The organism is Lacunisphaera limnophila, assembly GCF_001746835.1.
Taxonomy (GTDB): Bacteria; Verrucomicrobiota; Verrucomicrobiia; order Opitutales; family Opitutaceae; genus Lacunisphaera; species Lacunisphaera limnophila.
The window spans coordinates 2,791,866-2,809,100 of the sequence record NZ_CP016094.1; the positions used below are offsets into that span (position 1 = coordinate 2,791,866).

Below are 17,235 nucleotides of genomic sequence, written 5' to 3' on the forward strand. Positions count from 1 at the left end.
TGGCGACGTATTCGACGGCACAGGCAGTAAACTATGAAGCAGCTTTGATGTCGGCTCGGGCGGGCTGGCGGAGGGCGGTGAAGGCGGTGCCGCCGAGGATGAGGGCGGCGCCGACGAGCTCGTGGACGAGGAAGCGCTCATCGAAAAAAGCCACGCCGCCAGCGGCGATGCCCAGGGGGACGGTCATCTGCAGCAGGGAGCCCTCGGCCACGCTCAGGTCGCGGAAGGCGCGGGTCATGGCGAGCTGGCCCACGGCGGCACAGACGCTCGCCACGGCCGTGACCGCGAGGCCCAGGCCGGTGATGGGTTGCAACTGCAGGAACGCAGGGATGCCGCAGAGTACGAGGCCGTAGACACACTGGGCGGCGAAGATCGTGGAGGAGTGTTCCGTGGCATGGAGCTGGCGGATGGTGACGACCACCCATGCGGAAATGAGGGCGGCGACCACGGCGAGTCCATCGTAGAGACCCGGGGGTGTGCCGGTGCTGAGGACGTTGGTGAGCAGGCCCAGGCCGACGAGCGCCAGTACGCCGCCGGTAATGAGGGAGGGCTGGAGCTTTTCCTTCAGGACCCACGCCGCGAGCAGGGCGCCCCAGATGACGTAGGTGTTGTTGATGAAGGTGGCGCGGCCGGCGCCGAGTTTAACGACGCAGAGGTAGGTGAGGTACACGCCGATGCCGCCCATGAGGCCACGCTCGATGAGCTTGCGATTGCGGAACAGGTTAGCGGGCTGCCAGTCGTGCCGGTAGACCACGGCGACGACGCCCAGCCCCACGATGAAGCGGGCGCAGGAGACGAGCCAGATGTTCGCAAAGTGCAGGTCGTTGAGGGCTCGCACGAGCAGGACGTTCGCGGTGAAGGCCGCGGCGGACAGGAGCATCAGGGCCAGGGCACGACGGTGGACGGAGGCGGACATCGGGAGGGCAGGCGGCCGGTCGTGGATGGCCGCCGGACAGCGTCTGGGATCAGAGCGCGTGGAGCGCGGCCTTGTTGACCGCGAGCGCGGCCTCCTTGACCGCCTCGCTCATCGTCGGGTGGGCGTGGATGGTGCGGGCGAGGTCCTCGGCGCTGCCGCCGTATTCCATGTGGGTGACGATCTCGCTGATAAGTTCACCGGCGTTTTTGCCCAGGATCTGGGCGCCGAGGATCTTGTCCGTCTTGGCGTCGGCGATGATCTTGACGAAACCATCGGCGGCGTCGTTGGCGTGGGCGCGGGCGTTGGCGGCGAAGTTGAACTTGCCCACGTTGACCTTGAGGCCCTTGGCCTTGGCGGCGTCCTCGCCGATACCCACGGTCGCGATCTCCGGGTCGGTGTAGATGATGGCGGGCATGAGGTCCCAGTTGATGTGGCCGGCCTTGCCGGCGATCCACTCGGCGACGGCGACGCCGTCCTCCTCGGCCTTGTGCGCGAGCATGGGACCGTCGATGACATCGCCGATGGCGTAGACGCCGGCGGCGTTGGTCTTGAGGTGGGCGTCGACCTTGATGCGCTTCTTGTCGGTGAGCTCGACGCCGGCCTTGGCCAGGTCGAGGCCGTCGGCGTAGGGGCGGCGGCCGACGGAAACGAGGACCTTGTCGGCGGGGAATTCGAGCACTTTGCCGTCGCGCTCGGCGGTGAGCTTGCCTTGGGCGAAGCCGGTGACCTTGGCGTTCACCTCGATCTTCAGGCCCTGGGCCTTGAGGATGCGGGTGTAGTTGCGGATGATGTCGGCGTCGGCCGCGCCGCCGATCTGCGGGAGGAACTCGACGACCGTGACGTCAGCGCCAAGGCGGGCCCAGACGGAACCGAGTTCCAGGCCGATGGCGCCGCCGCCGACGACCACGAGTTTTTTGGGGACGGCCGGGAAGGAGATGGCGTGGTCGGAGGAGACGATTGTTTCCCCGTCAAACTTCAGGAACGGCAGTTCGACCGGCGCGGAGCCGGTGGCGATGACGATGTGCTTTGCCGCGTAGGACTGGTCGCCGACGGCGATCATGCCGGGGGCGGTGAACCGGGCTTCGCCGGTGATCACGGTGATCTTGCGGGCCTTGGCGAGGAGGGCGATGCCGCCGGTCATCTTCTCGACGATGCCGGTCTTCTTTTTGAGCATAGCGGCCACGTCGAGGGAGACGCCCTCGAGCTTGATGCCGTGTTCGGCCGCGTGGTGGCGGGCGAACGCGAAGTGTTCGGAGGAGGCGAGCAGGGCCTTGCTGGGGATGCAGCCGACGTTGAGGCAGGTGCCGCCGAGGGTGGCGCGTTTCTCGACGAGGGCGACCTTGAGGCCGAGCTGCGCGGCGCGGAAGGCGCACACGTAGCCGCCGGGGCCGGCGCCGATGACGATGAGGTCGAAGGAATCCATAATGGGAAGTAGCGAGTAGTGAGTAGCGGGTAACGGGTAGCGGGTAGCGAGTAGAAGAGTGGAGTGGCCCGGTATGCTCGCACCTCACTCCCCACTACTCGCTACTGATTTCAGATCCCGATGGCGAGGCGGGCGGGGTCCTCGATGAGCTGTTTGACCTTCACGAGGAAGGTGACGGCCTGCTTGCCGTCGACGAGGCGGTGGTCGTAGCTGAGGGCGAGGTACATCATCGGGCGGATGACGACCTGGCCGTTGACGGCGACCGGGCGTTCGTTGATGGCGTGGAGGCCGAGGATCGCGCTCTGCGGGGCGTTGAGGATCGGGGTCGAGAGCATCGAGCCGAAGATGCCGCCGTTGGTGATGGTGAAGACGCCGCCCTCGAGGTCGGCGAGCGTGATTTTGCCGTCGCGGGCCTTCTTGGCGGCCTCGCCGATGGCCTTTTCAATGGCGGCCATGTCGAGCGATTCGCAGCCCTTGATGACCGGGACCATCAGGCCCTTGTCGGTCGAGACGGCCATGCCGATATCATAGTAATGGTTTTGGACGATCTCGTCGCCGTCGATCTGGGCATTGATCCCGGGGACGTCCTTGAGGGCCTGGACGACGGCCTTGGTGAAGAAGGACATGAAGCCGAGCTTCACACCGTGGCGCTTGGTGAAATCGTCCTGGTATTTCTTCCGCAGCTCCATGACGGCGGACATGTCGACCTCGTTGAAGGTCGTGAGCATGGCGGCCTGCGACTGGGCCTGCACGAGGCGGGCGGCGATCGTCTGGCGGAGCTTGGACATCTTGGTCCGGGTCTGCCGGGCGGAAGTCGCGAGCGAGCTCGCTCCCACAGGGGCGACTGATTTCGCAGTCTGAGCCTCGCGGGGTGAGGGCACCCCGCCTCCAATTGAGGCGGATGGCGGCGGGGTCGCCGTCGCTCCAGCGGGCGCGGGCGAAGCAGCGAGCATGTCGCCCTTGGTGACGCGGCCGGCCTTGCCGGTGCCGGTGATGTTGGCGGGGTCGATGCCGGTTTCGGCGGCGAGGCGGCGGACGGCGGGGGACCCGCCTTCGCCCTCTGGGCTACGGCGCGGTTCGTCCTGTGGCTTTGCCACAGTCGAAGCGGCGGCAGTGGCGGCCGGGTCGATCGTGGCGACGACCTGGCCGATTTTCACGTCGGTGCCGGCGGTGAGGCTGAACGAGATGCGGCCGGCGGCCTCGGCGGTGCCCTCGGAGGTAATCTTGTCGGTCTCGAGCTCGAAGAGCGGCTGGTCCTTTTTGACGATATCGCCGTTCTGGACGTGCCACTTGGCGAGGACGCCGGAGGTGATGGATTCGCCCATCGGGGGGATTTTGACTTCAATGGCCATAGGGAAAGGAGTGAGTAGTGGGTAGCGAGTAGTGAGTAGGGCGGGTAGCGGGAGGCGGAGAGTGGTTTGCGATGCTCGCTACTCACTACCCGCTACTCGCTAGTTGGGCTTCAGGCGGTGAAGGCGCGGTTCAGGAAGTTGGCGAGCTGGGCGCGGTGGAGGGCGAGCAGGCCGACGGCGGGCGAGGAGGCGGCGTCGCGGCCGGCGTAGACCGGCTTGCGGCCGAAGATCTCCTCGAGCTGGGGGGCGAGGAAGGACCAGGCGCCCATGTTCTGCGGTTCCTCCTGGCACCAGATGAGGCGGGCATCGCGGCCGTACTCGTCGGCCAGCTGGCCGAGGCGGTCGCGGTGCAGCGGGTAGAGCTGCTCGATGCGGATGATCGCGGTGTGCGGAATCTTGTTTTTCTCCCGGTAGTCGACGAGGTCGTAGTAGACCTTGCCGGAGCAGAGGATCAGACGGTCGCACTTTCCAGAGTCGATCGGGTCGTCGATGATTTCCTGGAAGTTGGCCTGGGTGAAGTCCTCGAGCCCGGAGACGGCGGCGGGATGCCGGAGGAGGGACTTGGGCGACATGATGACGAGCGGCTTCTTGAAGTCGCGCATCGTCTGGCGGCGGAGGGCGTGGAAGAGCTGGGCCGGCGTGGTGAGGTTGGCCACCTGGATGTTGTTCTCGGCGCAGGCCTGGAGGAAGCGCTCGAGGCGGGCGGAGGAGTGCTCGGGGCCCTGGCCCTCGTAGCCGTGGGGCAGGAGCAGGGTGATGCCGCTGCAGCGCTGCCACTTGGATTCGCCGCTGGTGATGAACTGGTCGATGACGACCTGGGCGCCGTTGACGAAGTCGCCGAACTGGGCCTCCCAGATGCAGAGCATGTCGGGGTAGTCGAGCGAGTAGCCGTAGTCGAAGCCGAGCACGGCGGCCTCGGAGAGGAGGGAGTTGTAGACGCAGAACTTGCCCTGCTGTTCGGCGATGTGGTTCAGCGGGGTGTATTTCTCGCCGGACTCGGTGTCGTTGAAGACGGCGTGGCGGTGGGTGAAGGTGCCGCGCTCGCAGTCCTGGCCGCTGAGGCGCACGGGGGTGCCGTCGAGCAGGAGGGTGCCGAAGGCGAGAGCCTCGCCCATGCCCCAGTCGTAGGGACCGCCGTTCTGGTGGGCCTCGGCGCGGCCCTCGATGAAGCGCTTGATCTTGGAATGGATCTTGAAGCCGGCGGGCACGGTGGTGAGCGCCTGCACCACGCGGTCGAGCGTGGCCGCGGGGACCGCAGTGGCGACCGGGGTGTGCTTGAAGACGGGTTGGAAGATGGCGTTGGAGCCCTTGAAGGCGTCGGTCGGCGCGCCGCTGGCGGTGGTGGTGCGGCGCTTCTCGGATTTGGCGGACTCGCGGGCGCGGGCCTTGGCGAGGTTCTCCTCGAGGGCGGCGGAGTACTCGGCCTTGATGGCCTCGCCCTCGGCCTCCGAGAGGGCGTCGGCGGCGACGAGGGAGCGGGTATAGAGCGCGGAGACCTGCTTGTGGGCCGCGATCTTGCGGTAGAGCATCGGCTGGGTGAAGGACGGCTCGTCGGTCTCGTTGTGGCCGTGCTTGCGGTAGCAGTACATGTCGACGAAGACGTCGCGCTTGAATTGCACGCGGAAGTCGACGGCGAGCTGGGCGACCAGGCAGACGGCCTCGGGGTCGTCGCCGTTCACGTGGAAGATGGGCGCCTCGACGAGCTTGGCGATGTCGGTGCAGTAGTGGGTGGAGCGGGAGTCGCGAGGGTCGGTGGTGAAGCCGATCTGGTTGTTGATGATGAAGTGGACGGTGCCGCCGGTGCGGTAGCCCGGGAGCTGGGAGAAATTCAGGGTCTCGGCCACGATGCCCTGGCCGGCGACGGCGGCATCGCCGTGGATGAGCAGGGGCATGACCTTGCGGCGTTCCTTGGCGTCGCCGCGGATGCGCTGGCGGGCGCGGGCCTTGCCCTCGACCACGGGGTTGACGATTTCGAGGTGGGAAGGATTGGCGGCGAGGCGGACCTCGACCTTCTTGCCCGAGGTGGTGGTGAGGATGGACTCGTAGCCGAGGTGGTATTTCACGTCGCCGTCGCCGGCGACGGTGTCGGGGATGTAATTCTCGGAGAACTGCTCGAAGAGGAGGTCGAACGACTTGCGCATGACGCTGCACAGGACGTTGAGGCGGCCGCGGTGGGCCATGCCCATGACGATTTCCTCGACGCCGGCGCCGGGGCAGTGGTCGATGACGGCATCGAGCGCGGCGATGATCGTTTCGCCGCCCTCGAGGGAGAAGCGTTTCTGGCCGACGTATTTCGTGTGGAGGAATTTCTCGAAGAGCTCGGCCTTGTGGACGCGGCGAAGGATGCGGACCTTCTGGGGCTTGGTGAACTTGGGCTGCAGGCGGGTGGACTCGATGCGCTCCTGGAGCCAGCGACGCGCGTCGGTGTCCTGGATATGGGCGTACTCGACCCCGATGTGGCCGCAGTAAGTCTGCTGCAGGGTGGCGATGATGTCGCTGAGCTTCATCTGGGCGCCGCCAAGGTAGGTGCCGGTGTCGAAGACCGTGTCGAGGTCGGCCTCAGTGAGGTTGAACTGCGCCAGCTGCAGGCGGGGCTGCGGGGCGGGCGGGCCGCTGAGGGGATCGAGGTGCGCCTGGGTGTGGCCGAGGGCGCGGTAGGCGTTGATGAGGTAGTGGACGTGGGCCTGCTTGAGGCTGTCCACGATGTTGACCTCGCCGACCTTGGCGGCGGCGGTGGGGGTCAGGTGGCCGCCGGCGAGCGTGAAGCCCTGGAAGAAGGCGCGCCAGGTCGGATCGACGGAGTTGGCGTCGTCGAGCCAGCGTTGGTGATATTCCTCGATGAGCGCGGCATTGGCACTTTCGGAAACGGAAAGGTGATTCATGGAAGGTGAAAGGGATCGCCGCTTGCCTATCACGAAATCGGATAGTAGCTGCGGAAGGTGCAAGGAAGCATCCCGCCGAAATCGAGACAAGTGGATTCCCGGTTCCGCGGGGAGGTGATTCCCGCATTGGTATGGATTTAAACGCTTGGTTAAGATAACTTAATAAAGACCTAAGGTCATGGCTGACACTCAGATCAAAGACGCGCTAATCCGGTTCAACGATGCGATAAAGTCCGCTGATGGGGCTGCCCTCTCGGCGGCCCTGAATGACGTGGAGGCACTGCTGGCGGCGCACCGCGAGGGGATGCACCCGCAACTGCGGCATTTTTTGGAAGGACGCAGCTACGCCAAGGCGCTGGCCTGGCTGGGGGCGGGGGATCAGTTGGCGGCCCGGCCGGCGTCGCCTCCGGGAGGCTGCGGGGGAGGGCACGCATGAGCGCGGAAAAGAAGATTTCCACCGATGGAGGTCAGGGTCTCGGGACCAATCCGTTCGCGGCGCTGAGCGGTTCCGGTTTGCCCCAGGCGGTTCCGGGGCGGGTTGAATCCGGCAAACCGGGGTCAGTGACCCCGGCGACGGCGCCGGCCAAGAATCGCGGGCGCGTGGACATCAAGCGCACGACCGCGGGGCGCGGCGGCAAGACCGTGACGCTCGTCACCGGGTTTGTCGGCATCGGCCTGCCGGAGAAGGAGTCCTTGGCGAAGAAGATGCGTAACGCCTGCGGGTGCGGGGGGACAGTCAAGGACGGCGAGATCGAGATCCAAGGGGACCAGCGCGAGAAGATCGCGCAGATCCTGACCGAGGCCGGATTCCGGCCGGTGTTTGCGGGCGGCTAAGGGCTGGTCGGGCGGGGCCGGATTCGTCTCAGACCACGTCAGGAATGACCCAAGGCGCCCGCTGGGTTTCCTTAAGGTGAAAGCGGGCTCGTTCCAGCACCGTTTCCTGGTCGGCGCCCTCGACCGCAGCGATACCTTCTTGCGCGGCATCGATCTGCAGCCAGGGGCCCAGGGTCAGCGCGTGCTGCTCGAGATCGAGGCCATGCACGCTGAGATGACGTTGCAGGTCGGTGAGCGCATCAAGGGCGGACGGGAATTCCGCCAGCGCCGCGCGGGCGGCGGCGGCGGTGGCGGGCCGACCGACGCGGTGTGAGATGTTGCCGAGATGACACAGCCGGGTGGATTCGTGCCCCGTCAGGATCGGCGCGGCGAGGTCCGCCGTGCGCTGGGAGCGGACAGCGGCCAGGAAATTGGCCAGGTGGGCTTCGCCGCCATCACCGGTGAAGCGCCGGATCTGTTTGCCGTTGGTATCGTAGGCGGCGCTGCCGGTATACCCGCTGAGGAAGCCGCCCTCGCAGATCACGGCGATGCCGTTGGGTCCGCTCATTTTGCGGAACGGGTCCATGTAGTTCACCCCAGGGCGGGCAGGCAGCCCGCGGCCCTCGAAGAGGATGGGCACGCCGGCGCCAAAATCATAGACGGCGAGATGGGTGTTGGGGGTGGTGGCGACATCGTCCACCAGGACATGGCCGCCGAAGCTCATCACGCGCTCCGGGAGTCCGCCCTGGCCGGTGAGGCGGCGGGCGAGGTCGATGACGTGCGGGCCGTTGTTGCCGAGCTCCCCGTTGCCCGTGCGCCAGTCCCAATGCCAGTCGTAGTCGAGGCGGCGGCGCTCGAGCGGCACCATCGGGGTCGGCCCGCAGAACATGTCGTAGTCGAGCCAGTCCGGATACCAGGGCAGGCGCCGGCCGATCGACTCGCGGCGCTTGTAGCAGATTGTGTGGACGTATTTCAGCGCGCCGAGGTGGCCGGCCTGCAGCCAGGCGATGGCCTCGGGCCAGCCGGTGTCGGAGCGGTACTGGGTGCCGGCTTGGACGATGCGGTTGTAGCGGGCCGCGGCCTCGACCATCTTGCGGCCCTCCCAGACCGTGCGGGACACGGGTTTCTCCACGTAAACGTGCTTGCCGGCCTGGCAGGCCCAGATGGTGAGCAGGGCATGCCAGTGGTTGCTGGTCGCGATGACGACGGCGTCGACATCGGAGCGCTCCAGCAGGCGTCGGGCATCGGTGGTGGCGAAGACCGTGATTTCCCGGGCCTTCAGTTTCTCGACCTCGCGGGCCAAGGTGCGGGGATCGACATCGCACAAGGCCACCACGCGCACCCCGGGGAGCGTGAGCAACTGTTTGATGTGCTCGGCGCCCTTGTCGTTGATGCCGATGACGCCGACGCGAATGGCCTCGTTGGCGCCGGCTGGCTGTGACCAAGTCGAGGCGAGCAGGCGGTGGCCCAGCCCGGCCCCAAGGGCCAGCGCGCTGGATTTCAGGAAGTGGCGGCGATCCAGGGTGGGCATGCCGTCATAATTATAATCCAAGTGACCCAAGCAAGAGCGGAGAACCGGCCCGGCGGAATGACGAGGGCGGGCGGCGCCGCAGGCTCAGGCGGCCAGGCCGGCGGCGAGGGCCAGGGCGCTCTTCGCCCGATTCATGATGTAGAGGTGGTAACCCGGAGCGCCGTGGGCGAGGAGATCGCGGATCTGGGACACGGCCCATTCGTTGCCGACTGATTCGAGGATCTCGGGGACCTCATGGGCGGCCTCGAGGCGCTTGATGAGGGTCGCGGGCAGGGTGGCGCCGCACATCTCGGTGAAGCGCTTGATCTGCTTGAGGGACAGCACGGGCATGATGCCGGGCACGATCGGGATGGTGATGCCGCGGGCGCGGCACCGGTCGACAAAGCGGTAATAGACGGCGTTGTCGAAGAAGAGCTGCGTCGTGATGAAAGCCGCGCCGGCATCGACCTTGTGTTTCAGGTTGTCGAGATCGACTTCGAGGGACGGGGCCTCCGGATGTTTTTCCGGGTAGCCGCCGACGCCGAGGCAGAAGTCAGGATGGCGGGCCATGAGCAGGGCAACGAGGTCGCTGCCGTAGCGCAGGCCATCCTGATAGGGTACGAACTCCGTCTGGCCCTTCGGCGGGTCGCCGCGCAGGGTCATGATGTTGCGGTAGCCGCCGGCGTGGAGTTGGTCGGCGACGGCGTGCAACTCGTCGCGCGTGTGCCCGACGCAGGTCAGGTGGGGCATGACGGTGAAGCCGATTTCCTCGCGCAGCAGGCGGCTGACTTGGGCGGTGCGTTCGCGGGTGCTGCCGCCGGCACCATAGGTTACGGAGACAAAGTCGGGCGCGATGCGTTTCAGGGTCAGGGCCGTCTCACGCAGGGCGATGACGCCGGCCTCATCCTTGGGCGGGAAAAACTCCAGGGACCGCAACGGGCGTTGCAGGGAGAACAGGGTGGAGATGGAGGTATCCGGCAGCATGAGAAATCAATACATGCGTATTCGATGATATGTAAAGCCTCGTTTCGAGAGGGGGACTCGGGCGGTCGGGATCAGCCCGGGACGGGTGGGCTGGCGGGGGCGGCTTCGCGGGCCTTTTCGGTCTTGAGGCGGAGCTGGCCGCAGGCGGCATCGATGGCGTGGCCTTTCTCGCGTCGAAGGGTGACCGAGACCCCGCCGTCGAAGAGGATACGGGCGAACTTCTCCTGGCGGGCGAGGCTGGGGCGTTTCCAGGGCAGGCCCTCGACGGTGTTGTACGGGATCAGGTTGACGTGGGCGTGGAGGTCGAAAGCGATGTCGCGGAGCTTCTCGGCTTGGTCGAGCGAGTCGTTGAGCTCCTCGATGAGGATGAACTCGAGCGTGACCATGCGGCCGCGTTTTTCGGAGAACTCGCGGACGGCAGGCAGGAGCTCGGCGAGCGGCCATTTCTTGTTCACCGGCATGATCTGCTCACGGACTTCGTCGGTGGCACCGTGCAGGGAGATGGCGAGGCGGAGGCCGAGGGGTTCGTCGGCGAGCTGCTTGATCTTGGGCACGAGGCCGGAGGTCGAGAGCGTGATGCGGCGGGCGCCGAACCCCAGGCCCCATTCGGCATTGAGGATCGTGAGCGCACGCATGATGGCGTCGTAGTTGTGCAGCGGCTCGCCCATGCCCATGACGACGAGGTTGTCGAAGGAGACGAGCTCGGCACGGGCGCGCGGGGTGCGGTCGTCCTCCTGGCGGCAGACCTGGATGAGCTGGTGCACGATCTCGCCGGCGGAGAGGTTGCGCTTCAACCCGTCAAGGCCGGAGGCACAGAAGCGGCAGCCCATGGCGCAGCCGACCTGGGTGGAGATGCAGATCGTCTTGCGGGAATTTTCCTGGCCGACGCCGAGTTGGGGGGCGCGGATGATGACGGTCTCGATGAGGGATTTGTCGCCCAGCTCAAGCAGGAGCTTGTCGGTGACGTCCTCGGACTGCTTGGTGAGGACGAAGGCGGTGGGTTCGAGGTCGAAGGTGTCGGCGAGCCACGTGCGCAGCGGGACGGAGAGGTTGGTCATCTCGGCCCAGGTGCGGACGCGCTTCTTGTAGAGCCACTCCATGATCTGGCGCGCGCGGAACGCCGGGTGCCCGTGCTGGGTGAGCAGGGCGGTGAGCGAGTCGAGGGTCTCGCCGTGGAGGCTGGGTTTTGCGGGGGTGAACGCCATGGGTGGCAAATTGGACTTGGACAGGATTGGGAGCTTTGCGCAGAGTTCAAGATAAGCATGAATCTCCTGCACCGGCACATCCTCGCGAACGTCTTCCTGACGTGTGCCGCGTCGGTCGGACTGTTCGCGTTCGTGCTGATGCTGGGCAACGCGATGAAGGACCTGCTGGGGCCGATGCTGGCGGGCCAGCTGGCTCTGGAGACAGTCGTCCGGCTCGTGGCGCTGCTGGTGCCCTTCGTGGTGTATTACGCGCTGCCGATGGGCATGCTGACGGGCATCCTGCTCGTGCTCGGGCGGATGTCCTCGGACCGCGAGATCACGGCAATGCGGGCGTCGGGGCTGAGTGTCGCGTGGCTGTCGGCGCCGATCATTTTCCTGGCGCTGCTGGGGGTGGTGTTGTCGCTGCTGATCAACTTCCAATTCATGCCGGTGGCGCGGCTGGCGTATCAGCGCGAGTTTGCGGAGGCGGTGCGGCAGAATCCGCTGAGCTTCATCGTTCCGCGGACCTTCATCCGCGATTTTCCCGGGGTGGTCCTGTACGTGGGCGAGAAGGACGGGGAGAGGCTGAAGGATTTCTGGATCTGGGAACTTGATGGCCAGAACCGCGTGCGGCGCTTCGCGCGGGCGGAATCAGGGCTGCTGGATTACAGTGACGACAACAGCACGCTGGTGCTCACGCTGGAGCGGGCGCAGGTCGAGGTCCGGGACCCGAAGGATCCGGAGAATTTTTCCAAGCACATGATCAGTCCCGGGTCGGACGTGCTGCCGATCGACCTGCCGGTCAGCCGGCTGGCGGGCGACCGTTCGGTGAAGCGGAAGCTGAAGTGGCTGACTTTCCCGCAGCTGCTAGCGGAGTGGGCGCGGCTGAAGCAGCCCGACGCCACGGTGCCGGCGGCGGAGCGGGCCCAGCAGCTCATGCGCGTGCAAATCACGATCCAGGAGAAGGCGGCGATGGCGTTCGCCGTGCTGTCGTTTGCGCTGATTGCGATTCCCCTCGGCATCAAGATTTCCCGGAAGGAAACCTCGGCCAACCTGGGACTCGGGCTGCTATTGGCAATGGGCTACTATTTTGCGACCATCATGGCCGGCTGGCTCGACAACCGGCCGGAGCTGCGGCCTGACTTGATCGTGTGGTTGCCCAATATCGTGTTCCAGGGGATCGGTTTGTGGCTTTTTTATCGGGTGGATCGTTCCTGATCACCTCCGACCTTCAGCTGGTAACTCCCGTCCGTCCTGCGCCGTCTTCCCCCGTGTGTTCCAAGTCAGTCACCTCACATGGTTGAAGAATCGTTCGATTTCGCCGGTTGCCTCGAACGGGTGCGCAGGCGCGACCAGGCGGCCTGCCGGCAGCTTGTGGAGCAGCTTTACCCGCAAGTCACCCGCATCATCCGTTGTCATCTGCCCCGGCGGGTCGCCGAGGAAGATCTTGCCCAGGAAGTATTCATGAAGATGTTCACGCGGCTCGACCAGTACCAGGGGGCGGTGCCATTTCCGCACTGGGTCTCGCGCATCGTGGTCACGACCTGCATCGACCAGTTGCGCGCGCAGAAACGCCGCCCGGAGTACCGGTGGGCTGATCTCCCGGAGAGCCAGGCCGAGGTGTTGGACCACGTGTTGACGGACGAGCGCGACGCCCGGCCGGGTGACGCGCTGGCGGCGCGGGAGCTCGTCGACCGCTTGCTCGGGCAGCTCAAACCCGACGATCAGGTGGTCATCCGGCTGCTGGATCTGGAGCAGAAGACGCTGGCGGAGATCAGCGCGCTCACGGGCTGGAACCAGACCCTGATCAAGGTGCGCGCGTTTCGGGCCCGTCGGAAATTGCAAAAACTTTTTCAGGAACTACAACAGGAGGAGAAGAAATGAACGAATTCGACCAGCAATGGCACAAACTCACCGCGCTCGCGCGCCAGGCCCCGGGCGACCCGGGCGCCGGGCTGCCTCCCGGCTTTGCCACACGGGTAGCGGCGCGGGCGGCCGGGTCGCCGGTCGCCGGGCCCTGGTTTGCGCTTGAGCGTTTCGCCCTGCGGGGGTTCATCGCGGCCGCCGTGTGCGGCGTGGCGGCCGCCGCCTACGGCCTGCCGAGCCTCTCGACCGAACCGATCGACCTTTATGCCACCGGCACGGCCGACACCGTGGCTGATCTGCTGGATCTTTCCTAAATGAACAAACCTTGGAAAATCATCCTCGTGCTGCTTGGCATCTTTGCCGCCGGCGGCGTGACGGGCGGGTTCGTGACCCTGAAGGTTTGTCGCGACAAGATCGCCAACCGGCCGGTGCCCGAGGAATGGGAGCCCAGGCACCTCAAGAAGCTTTCCGACCGGCTTGCCCTTACGCCGGAGCAGCGGGAGCAGCTGCGTCCGATTATCCGCAGCCGCATGGAGGATCTGAACCGGCTGCGCAACCAGTCCATGGGCGAGACCCGCGTAGTGGTCGAGGCCATGCAGCGGGAGATCAACGAAAAGCTGACGCCGGAGCAGCGGATCAAGTTCGCCGACATGAACCGCGAAATGCGCGAGATGCGCGATGCACGTGAGCGCCACGAGCGGGAAAAGAAGGCGAAAGCCGGGCACGCCAAGCCGGGGCCCGAGGGAGCGCCGCCGGCCAAGCCCCCCGCGCCCTGAACGCATGGGCCAACCCGGGGCAGGGCCCCTCGCCGCGGAATTTCCGCGGCTTTTTTATTTTGGTTGAAAGGGCAGGGGTGGGGCGTACGGTCCGCCTTGGCCAGGCGCCATGCATGGGCAGGCGCGTGAACCCCGCCAGGGCCGGAAGGCAGCAACGGTGACGACGTCCTCCCAGTGCCGTGGATTGCCTGGCCACTTTATTTTCGATCCTGGATTCCTGATTTCCAGCGGCACGGCCCGAGCGGCGAGGTCAAACTGAACATCAGGCTCGCCTTTCTGTTTTTCTGACCTCTGATTTCCGGCTTCGCGCATGTCCGGCTCCTACCAAGTCATCGCCCGCAAGTGGCGTCCGCAGACCTTCGACGACGTCGTCGGGCAGGACCATGTGGTGCGGACGCTCAAGAACGCCATCGCCCGCAACCGGATCGCGCACGCCTACCTGCTGGTCGGCCCGCGCGGCACGGGCAAGACGAGCACCGCGCGCATTTTCGCCAAGGCACTCAACGCCGCGGGCGGACCCAACGCCGATTTTGACCCCGCCGATCCGATCGCCACCTCCATTGCGGAGGGCCGGTGCCTCGATGTGATCGAGTTCGACGCCGCGTCGAACACCCAGGTAGACAAAGTGCGCGAGTTCATCATCGACACCGTCGCCTACGCGCCCGCCGAGGGGCGGTTCAAGGTCTACATCATCGACGAGGTACACATGCTCTCGGCCGGCTCGTTCAACGCGCTGCTCAAGACGCTGGAGGAGCCCCCGGCGCACGTGAAGTTCATCTTCGCCACGACCGATCCCCAGAAGATGCCGGCCACGGTCATCTCCCGGTGCCAGCGGTTCGACCTCAAGCCGATCCCGACCGAGCTGATCGTGCAGCGGCTGAAGAAGATCGCCGGCAGCGAGAAGATCAAGGTGAGCGACGCCGCCCTGGCCAGCATCGCGCGCATGGCCGATGGCGGCATGCGCGACGCCCAGTCCATTTTTGACCAGATGATCTCCTTCTGCGGCGCCGAGATCGGCGAGGCGGACGTGCTGGATGTCTACGGCCTGGTCTCGGCGGCCAAGATCGCCGAGCTCGGCGCGGCGCTCGCGGCGGGCCAGCACAAGAAGATCGTGGCGATCGTGGACGATTGCGACGAGAACGGCCGTGATCTTTACCGGTTGCTCGTGGACCTGCAAACCCACCTGCAGGGCGCGTTGCTAGATTCGATCGCCAAGGGCGGCCAGAGCGAGGTCCTCGGCACCCCGATGACCACCGAACAGCTCACGCGCCTGCTGGACGGGCTGCGCGAAGGGGAGAACGCCGTGAAGCACGGCCTGTCCGAGAAGGTGAATTTCGAGGTGGCGCTGCTCAAGGCCGTCGAGGCCAGCCGCGCCCGGGCGATCGACAGCCTGATCCGGGAGATCGCCACGCTGGCCGACGGCCTGCCCGCCGACGGCTCAAAAAAAAACGACTGACGCGGCCGGCTGAGACGCCGACGGCCGAGGATGCCGGAGCGCGGCCGGGGGACGGGGACGCGGCGGCGCCGGTTGCCGATGCCCCGCTCGGGCCCACCTCCGAGGAAGAAGCGGCGTTCCTGGCTCAGGAGCGGGAAATGGGCATCGTGACCCCCGCTCTGACGCACACGGAAAACGTGCCGGAGGAAAAGGGCGACCTGCCGCCGATGGACGACCTGGTGAAGCGGATCCCGATGCCGGCCCGCGACCTGATGGAGGAGCTGTTCCGGGCGAAATTTGTGACCGTGAAACGGATCCCGCAATCTGCGCTCAAGTGAGCTCCTAACCAACGGGCCAGGTGTCGCCGATCGGGGCGAGGCCGTGATGCGGGTGGAGATACAGGTAGGTCTGGGCTGAGCTGGCGGGCGAGGGTGGGGCGAGCAGGACGTCGACGCGTTCGTAGAGACCTTCGTCGAGGCCTTCGAGCCGGTCGAGCTCGGCCAGACAGGCGTCGTCCACGGTCCACAGTTCGCCCGTTACCCCAAGGGTGTCGCCCGGGGCTCGGACCATGCCGGGGTAGTCGCCGAGCGAGTAGAGGATGAAGCCGGGCTGGGTGCGCGCGGGACCGATATAAACCTGGCCCGCGAGAAAATGGTGGTTCGAGCCCCCGCGTTTCAGCGTGCCGTAAACGAAGAGCGTGGTCATGCCCCGAGTGCCTCGACGACGAGGGCGGTGATGTTGTCCCGGCCCGAACGCTCGAGCGCGGCATCGATCAGCCGCTGGGCCACGGGCCCAGCGCCGGGGGTGCGGATGATCTCGTCAAGGTGACGGTCCCACAGGCCGTCGATGAGGCCGTCGGAGCAGATGAGAAAGCGGTCACCGGGGACGCAGGGCAGGACGCCCAGCTGGGGTTCGATGATCTGGTGGCCGGCGCCCAGGGCCTGGTTGAGGGCGTTGCGGCCGGGGTGGTCGCGGGCTTCGCGTTCGTTGAGCTGGCCGTTGCGGCGGAGCCAGCCCACGTGGCTGTGGTCCTGGGTCAGCTGGATGATGCCGCCGGCGGCGGGCAAGTGATAGATCCGGCTGTCCCCGATGTGGCCGAAATAGAGCCAGCCGGGGGTGACCCAGGCGAGACTGAGCGTGGTGCCCATGCCGCGGCATTCCTCGTACGACTGGCCGAGTTTGAGCAGGTCGTAGTGGATGGCCTTGAACAGCTCCGCCAAGGTGAAGTCATATTGGCTGGCCGGGCCAGGCGCGGCGGGGCGGAAGCCGCGGGGCATGAGCTTGGTGATCTTGTCGACCGTGATGCGGCTGGCGAACTCGCCCGACTTGGCCCCGCCCATGCCATCGCTGACGGCGAAGACAAAATCCGTCTTTGCCCAGGAGGCTTCGCCGTTCTTGCCCAGGTAGTGGACCTCCTGACCGTCGAAGGTGAGGGCGAGGAAGGTGTCCTCGTTGTTGGTGCGCACCTTGCCGACATGGGAGAGGCCGGACCAGCGCAGGGCGGGCGGTGGCGGGGTGGCGATTTCGTCCAGCAGGGCGGCGAATTCAAAATCGATGATGCAGAAGCGCCCGTCTTCCTTGCGATACGTGATGTTGCGGATCTCCGGGTCGTCGTGCCGGACCCCGAAGGTTTCCAATTCTCGGAACAGTTCCTGGAGCCGCTCGGGACCGATGTGGTCCACCCGGGCCCCGCAGTTGGTGGTGGTCATGTTCAGCGTGGCCGGATCGGCGGTGATCAGGCGGGGCACGAAGCCGCAGCCGCGCTGTTCCAAGTGCCGCAACACCCTGACCTCGTTGGCGAACCGGGCGTAGGCTTGGTGCCCCCGGAAAGTCTTGTGGACCTGGCCATCGTAGCCAATCCGGACGAGCGCGCGTTTGGTATCCTTGACCTCGTGCATGGTGGTGAAGCCGTAGGATTTACCGCACTTTTGCCCGACGCAAGGGGCGAGTGGCGCACAGGGTCATCGGCTCTGGCATAAGGCTAAATAGCACTTCCCTCTGGCATGTAAGGTGCTTTTTGTCCGCAGTATGGTGTCGCGGCTTACCGTTGGCTCCGTTTTCGTCGTCACGGAATTCTTTCACGCCATACGTCCA

17 protein-coding genes and 1 other RNA gene are annotated in these 17,235 nt (G+C 66.0%); 9 read left to right on the forward strand and 9 right to left on the reverse strand.

Annotation, left to right across the window (positions count from 1 at the left end; genetic code table 11):
* Window positions 1-31 precede the first annotated feature (31 nt).
* From Verru16B_RS11665 to Verru16B_RS11680, 4 genes are all read right to left on the reverse strand, one after another.
* Window positions 32-916, reverse strand: coding sequence for a DMT family transporter (locus Verru16B_RS11665; RefSeq protein ID WP_069962444.1), 885 nt, complete (start codon window positions 914-916; stop codon window positions 32-34).
* 49 nt (window positions 917-965) lie between these two features.
* Window positions 966-2,339, reverse strand: a complete 1,374-nt coding sequence (gene lpdA, locus Verru16B_RS11670; protein ID WP_179947396.1) for a dihydrolipoyl dehydrogenase — start codon at window positions 2,337-2,339, stop codon at window positions 966-968.
* Between the two features lie 110 nt (window positions 2,340-2,449).
* Window positions 2,450-3,691, reverse strand: coding sequence for a 2-oxoglutarate dehydrogenase complex dihydrolipoyllysine-residue succinyltransferase (odhB, locus tag Verru16B_RS11675; protein WP_069962446.1), 1,242 nt, complete (start codon window positions 3,689-3,691; stop codon window positions 2,450-2,452).
* A gap of 110 nt (window positions 3,692-3,801) precedes the next feature.
* A complete protein-coding gene (locus Verru16B_RS11680) occupies window positions 3,802-6,573 on the reverse strand; it encodes a 2-oxoglutarate dehydrogenase E1 component (RefSeq protein ID WP_069962447.1) in 2,772 nt (923 codons plus the stop codon).
* Window positions 6,574-6,751: 178 nt separating this feature from the next.
* Between Verru16B_RS11680 and Verru16B_RS11685 the strand changes: the two genes are divergently transcribed.
* Entirely contained in the window at window positions 6,752-7,009 is a 258-nt protein-coding gene (locus Verru16B_RS11685; protein ID WP_069962448.1) for a hypothetical protein, read from the forward strand.
* A 125-nt stretch (window positions 7,010-7,134) separates the two neighbouring features.
* Window positions 7,135-7,407 (forward strand): translation initiation factor, encoded by a 273-nt coding sequence (locus Verru16B_RS11690; protein WP_237023405.1) that lies wholly within the window; start codon window positions 7,135-7,137, stop codon window positions 7,405-7,407.
* Between the two features lie 28 nt (window positions 7,408-7,435).
* On the opposite strand, the gene Verru16B_RS11695 is transcribed toward Verru16B_RS11690, so the two are convergent.
* The 3 genes from Verru16B_RS11695 to rlmN all read right to left on the reverse strand — a co-directional run bounded on the left by Verru16B_RS11695 (window position 7,436) and on the right by rlmN (window position 11,085).
* On the reverse strand, window positions 7,436-8,917 hold the full coding sequence (locus Verru16B_RS11695) for a Gfo/Idh/MocA family protein (protein ID WP_069963724.1): 1,482 nt from the start codon (window positions 8,915-8,917) through the stop codon (window positions 7,436-7,438).
* A gap of 84 nt (window positions 8,918-9,001) precedes the next feature.
* Window positions 9,002-9,880: a methylenetetrahydrofolate reductase [NAD(P)H] gene (metF, locus tag Verru16B_RS11700; RefSeq protein ID WP_069962450.1), complete on the reverse strand. Its 879-nt coding sequence runs from the start codon at window positions 9,878-9,880 to the stop codon at window positions 9,002-9,004.
* A gap of 71 nt (window positions 9,881-9,951) precedes the next feature.
* The gene (gene rlmN, locus Verru16B_RS11705) at window positions 9,952-11,085 is read right to left on the reverse strand and encodes a dual-specificity RNA methyltransferase RlmN (protein WP_069962451.1); all 1,134 of its coding nucleotides are present in this window, start codon (window positions 11,083-11,085) and stop codon (window positions 9,952-9,954) included.
* A 57-nt stretch (window positions 11,086-11,142) separates the two neighbouring features.
* Between rlmN and Verru16B_RS11710 the strand changes: the two genes are divergently transcribed.
* From Verru16B_RS11710 to Verru16B_RS11740, 7 genes are all read left to right on the forward strand, one after another.
* Window positions 11,143-12,282 (forward strand): LptF/LptG family permease, encoded by a 1,140-nt coding sequence (locus tag Verru16B_RS11710; RefSeq protein ID WP_069962452.1) that lies wholly within the window; start codon window positions 11,143-11,145, stop codon window positions 12,280-12,282.
* A gap of 78 nt (window positions 12,283-12,360) precedes the next feature.
* Window positions 12,361-12,948, forward strand: a complete 588-nt coding sequence (locus Verru16B_RS11715) for an RNA polymerase sigma factor (RefSeq protein WP_069962453.1) — start codon at window positions 12,361-12,363, stop codon at window positions 12,946-12,948.
* Window positions 12,945-13,244: a hypothetical protein gene (locus Verru16B_RS11720; protein ID WP_069962454.1), complete on the forward strand. Its 300-nt coding sequence runs from the start codon at window positions 12,945-12,947 to the stop codon at window positions 13,242-13,244. Before Verru16B_RS11715 ends, Verru16B_RS11720 begins: the two co-directional genes overlap by 4 nt.
* Window positions 13,245-13,706, forward strand: coding sequence for a hypothetical protein (locus Verru16B_RS11725; protein WP_069962455.1), 462 nt, complete (start codon window positions 13,245-13,247; stop codon window positions 13,704-13,706). It begins immediately after the preceding gene.
* A gap of 98 nt (window positions 13,707-13,804) precedes the next feature.
* Window positions 13,805-13,903, forward strand: an RNA gene (gene ffs, locus Verru16B_RS11730) — signal recognition particle sRNA small type.
* A gap of 113 nt (window positions 13,904-14,016) precedes the next feature.
* Entirely contained in the window at window positions 14,017-15,162 is a 1,146-nt protein-coding gene (gene dnaX, locus Verru16B_RS11735) for a DNA polymerase III subunit gamma/tau (RefSeq protein ID WP_069962456.1), read from the forward strand.
* A gap of 146 nt (window positions 15,163-15,308) precedes the next feature.
* Complete coding sequence (locus tag Verru16B_RS11740) at window positions 15,309-15,479, forward strand: hypothetical protein (protein ID WP_157772390.1); 171 nt, start codon at window positions 15,309-15,311, stop codon at window positions 15,477-15,479.
* Window positions 15,480-15,483: 4 nt separating this feature from the next.
* Here Verru16B_RS11740 and Verru16B_RS11745 read toward each other — a convergent pair whose 3' ends face one another.
* Both Verru16B_RS11745 and Verru16B_RS11750 read right to left on the reverse strand, forming a co-directional pair.
* Window positions 15,484-15,846 (reverse strand): gamma-glutamylcyclotransferase family protein, encoded by a 363-nt coding sequence (locus Verru16B_RS11745; protein ID WP_069962458.1) that lies wholly within the window; start codon window positions 15,844-15,846, stop codon window positions 15,484-15,486.
* Window positions 15,843-17,039: a protein phosphatase 2C domain-containing protein gene (locus Verru16B_RS11750; RefSeq protein WP_083270307.1), complete on the reverse strand. Its 1,197-nt coding sequence runs from the start codon at window positions 17,037-17,039 to the stop codon at window positions 15,843-15,845. The genes Verru16B_RS11745 and Verru16B_RS11750 overlap by 4 nt, the downstream gene beginning before the upstream one ends.
* Window positions 17,040-17,235 lie beyond the last annotated feature (196 nt).

Coding starts and splice junctions, on each gene's coding strand:
- Verru16B_RS11665 (WP_069962444.1), bottom strand. CDS start 916: ATGTCCGCCTCCGTCCACCGTCGTGCCCTGGCCCTGATGCTCCTGTCC.
- lpdA (WP_179947396.1), bottom strand. CDS start 2,339: ATGGATTCCTTCGACCTCATCGTCATCGGCGCCGGCCCCGGCGGCTAC.
- odhB (WP_069962446.1), bottom strand. CDS start 3,691: ATGGCCATTGAAGTCAAAATCCCCCCGATGGGCGAATCCATCACCTCC.
- Verru16B_RS11680 (WP_069962447.1), bottom strand. CDS start 6,573: ATGAATCACCTTTCCGTTTCCGAAAGTGCCAATGCCGCGCTCATCGAG.
- Verru16B_RS11685 (WP_069962448.1), top strand. CDS start 6,752: ATGGCTGACACTCAGATCAAAGACGCGCTAATCCGGTTCAACGATGCG.
- Verru16B_RS11695 (WP_069963724.1), bottom strand. CDS start 8,917: ATGCCCACCCTGGATCGCCGCCACTTCCTGAAATCCAGCGCGCTGGCC.
- metF (WP_069962450.1), bottom strand. CDS start 9,880: ATGCTGCCGGATACCTCCATCTCCACCCTGTTCTCCCTGCAACGCCCG.
- rlmN (WP_069962451.1), bottom strand. CDS start 11,085: ATGGCGTTCACCCCCGCAAAACCCAGCCTCCACGGCGAGACCCTCGAC.
- Verru16B_RS11710 (WP_069962452.1), top strand. CDS start 11,143: ATGAATCTCCTGCACCGGCACATCCTCGCGAACGTCTTCCTGACGTGT.
- Verru16B_RS11715 (WP_069962453.1), top strand. CDS start 12,361: ATGGTTGAAGAATCGTTCGATTTCGCCGGTTGCCTCGAACGGGTGCGC.
- Verru16B_RS11720 (WP_069962454.1), top strand. CDS start 12,945: ATGAACGAATTCGACCAGCAATGGCACAAACTCACCGCGCTCGCGCGC.
- Verru16B_RS11725 (WP_069962455.1), top strand. CDS start 13,245: ATGAACAAACCTTGGAAAATCATCCTCGTGCTGCTTGGCATCTTTGCC.
- dnaX (WP_069962456.1), top strand. CDS start 14,017: ATGTCCGGCTCCTACCAAGTCATCGCCCGCAAGTGGCGTCCGCAGACC.
- Verru16B_RS11745 (WP_069962458.1), bottom strand. CDS start 15,846: ATGACCACGCTCTTCGTTTACGGCACGCTGAAACGCGGGGGCTCGAAC.
- Verru16B_RS11750 (WP_083270307.1), bottom strand. CDS start 17,039: ATGCACGAGGTCAAGGATACCAAACGCGCGCTCGTCCGGATTGGCTAC.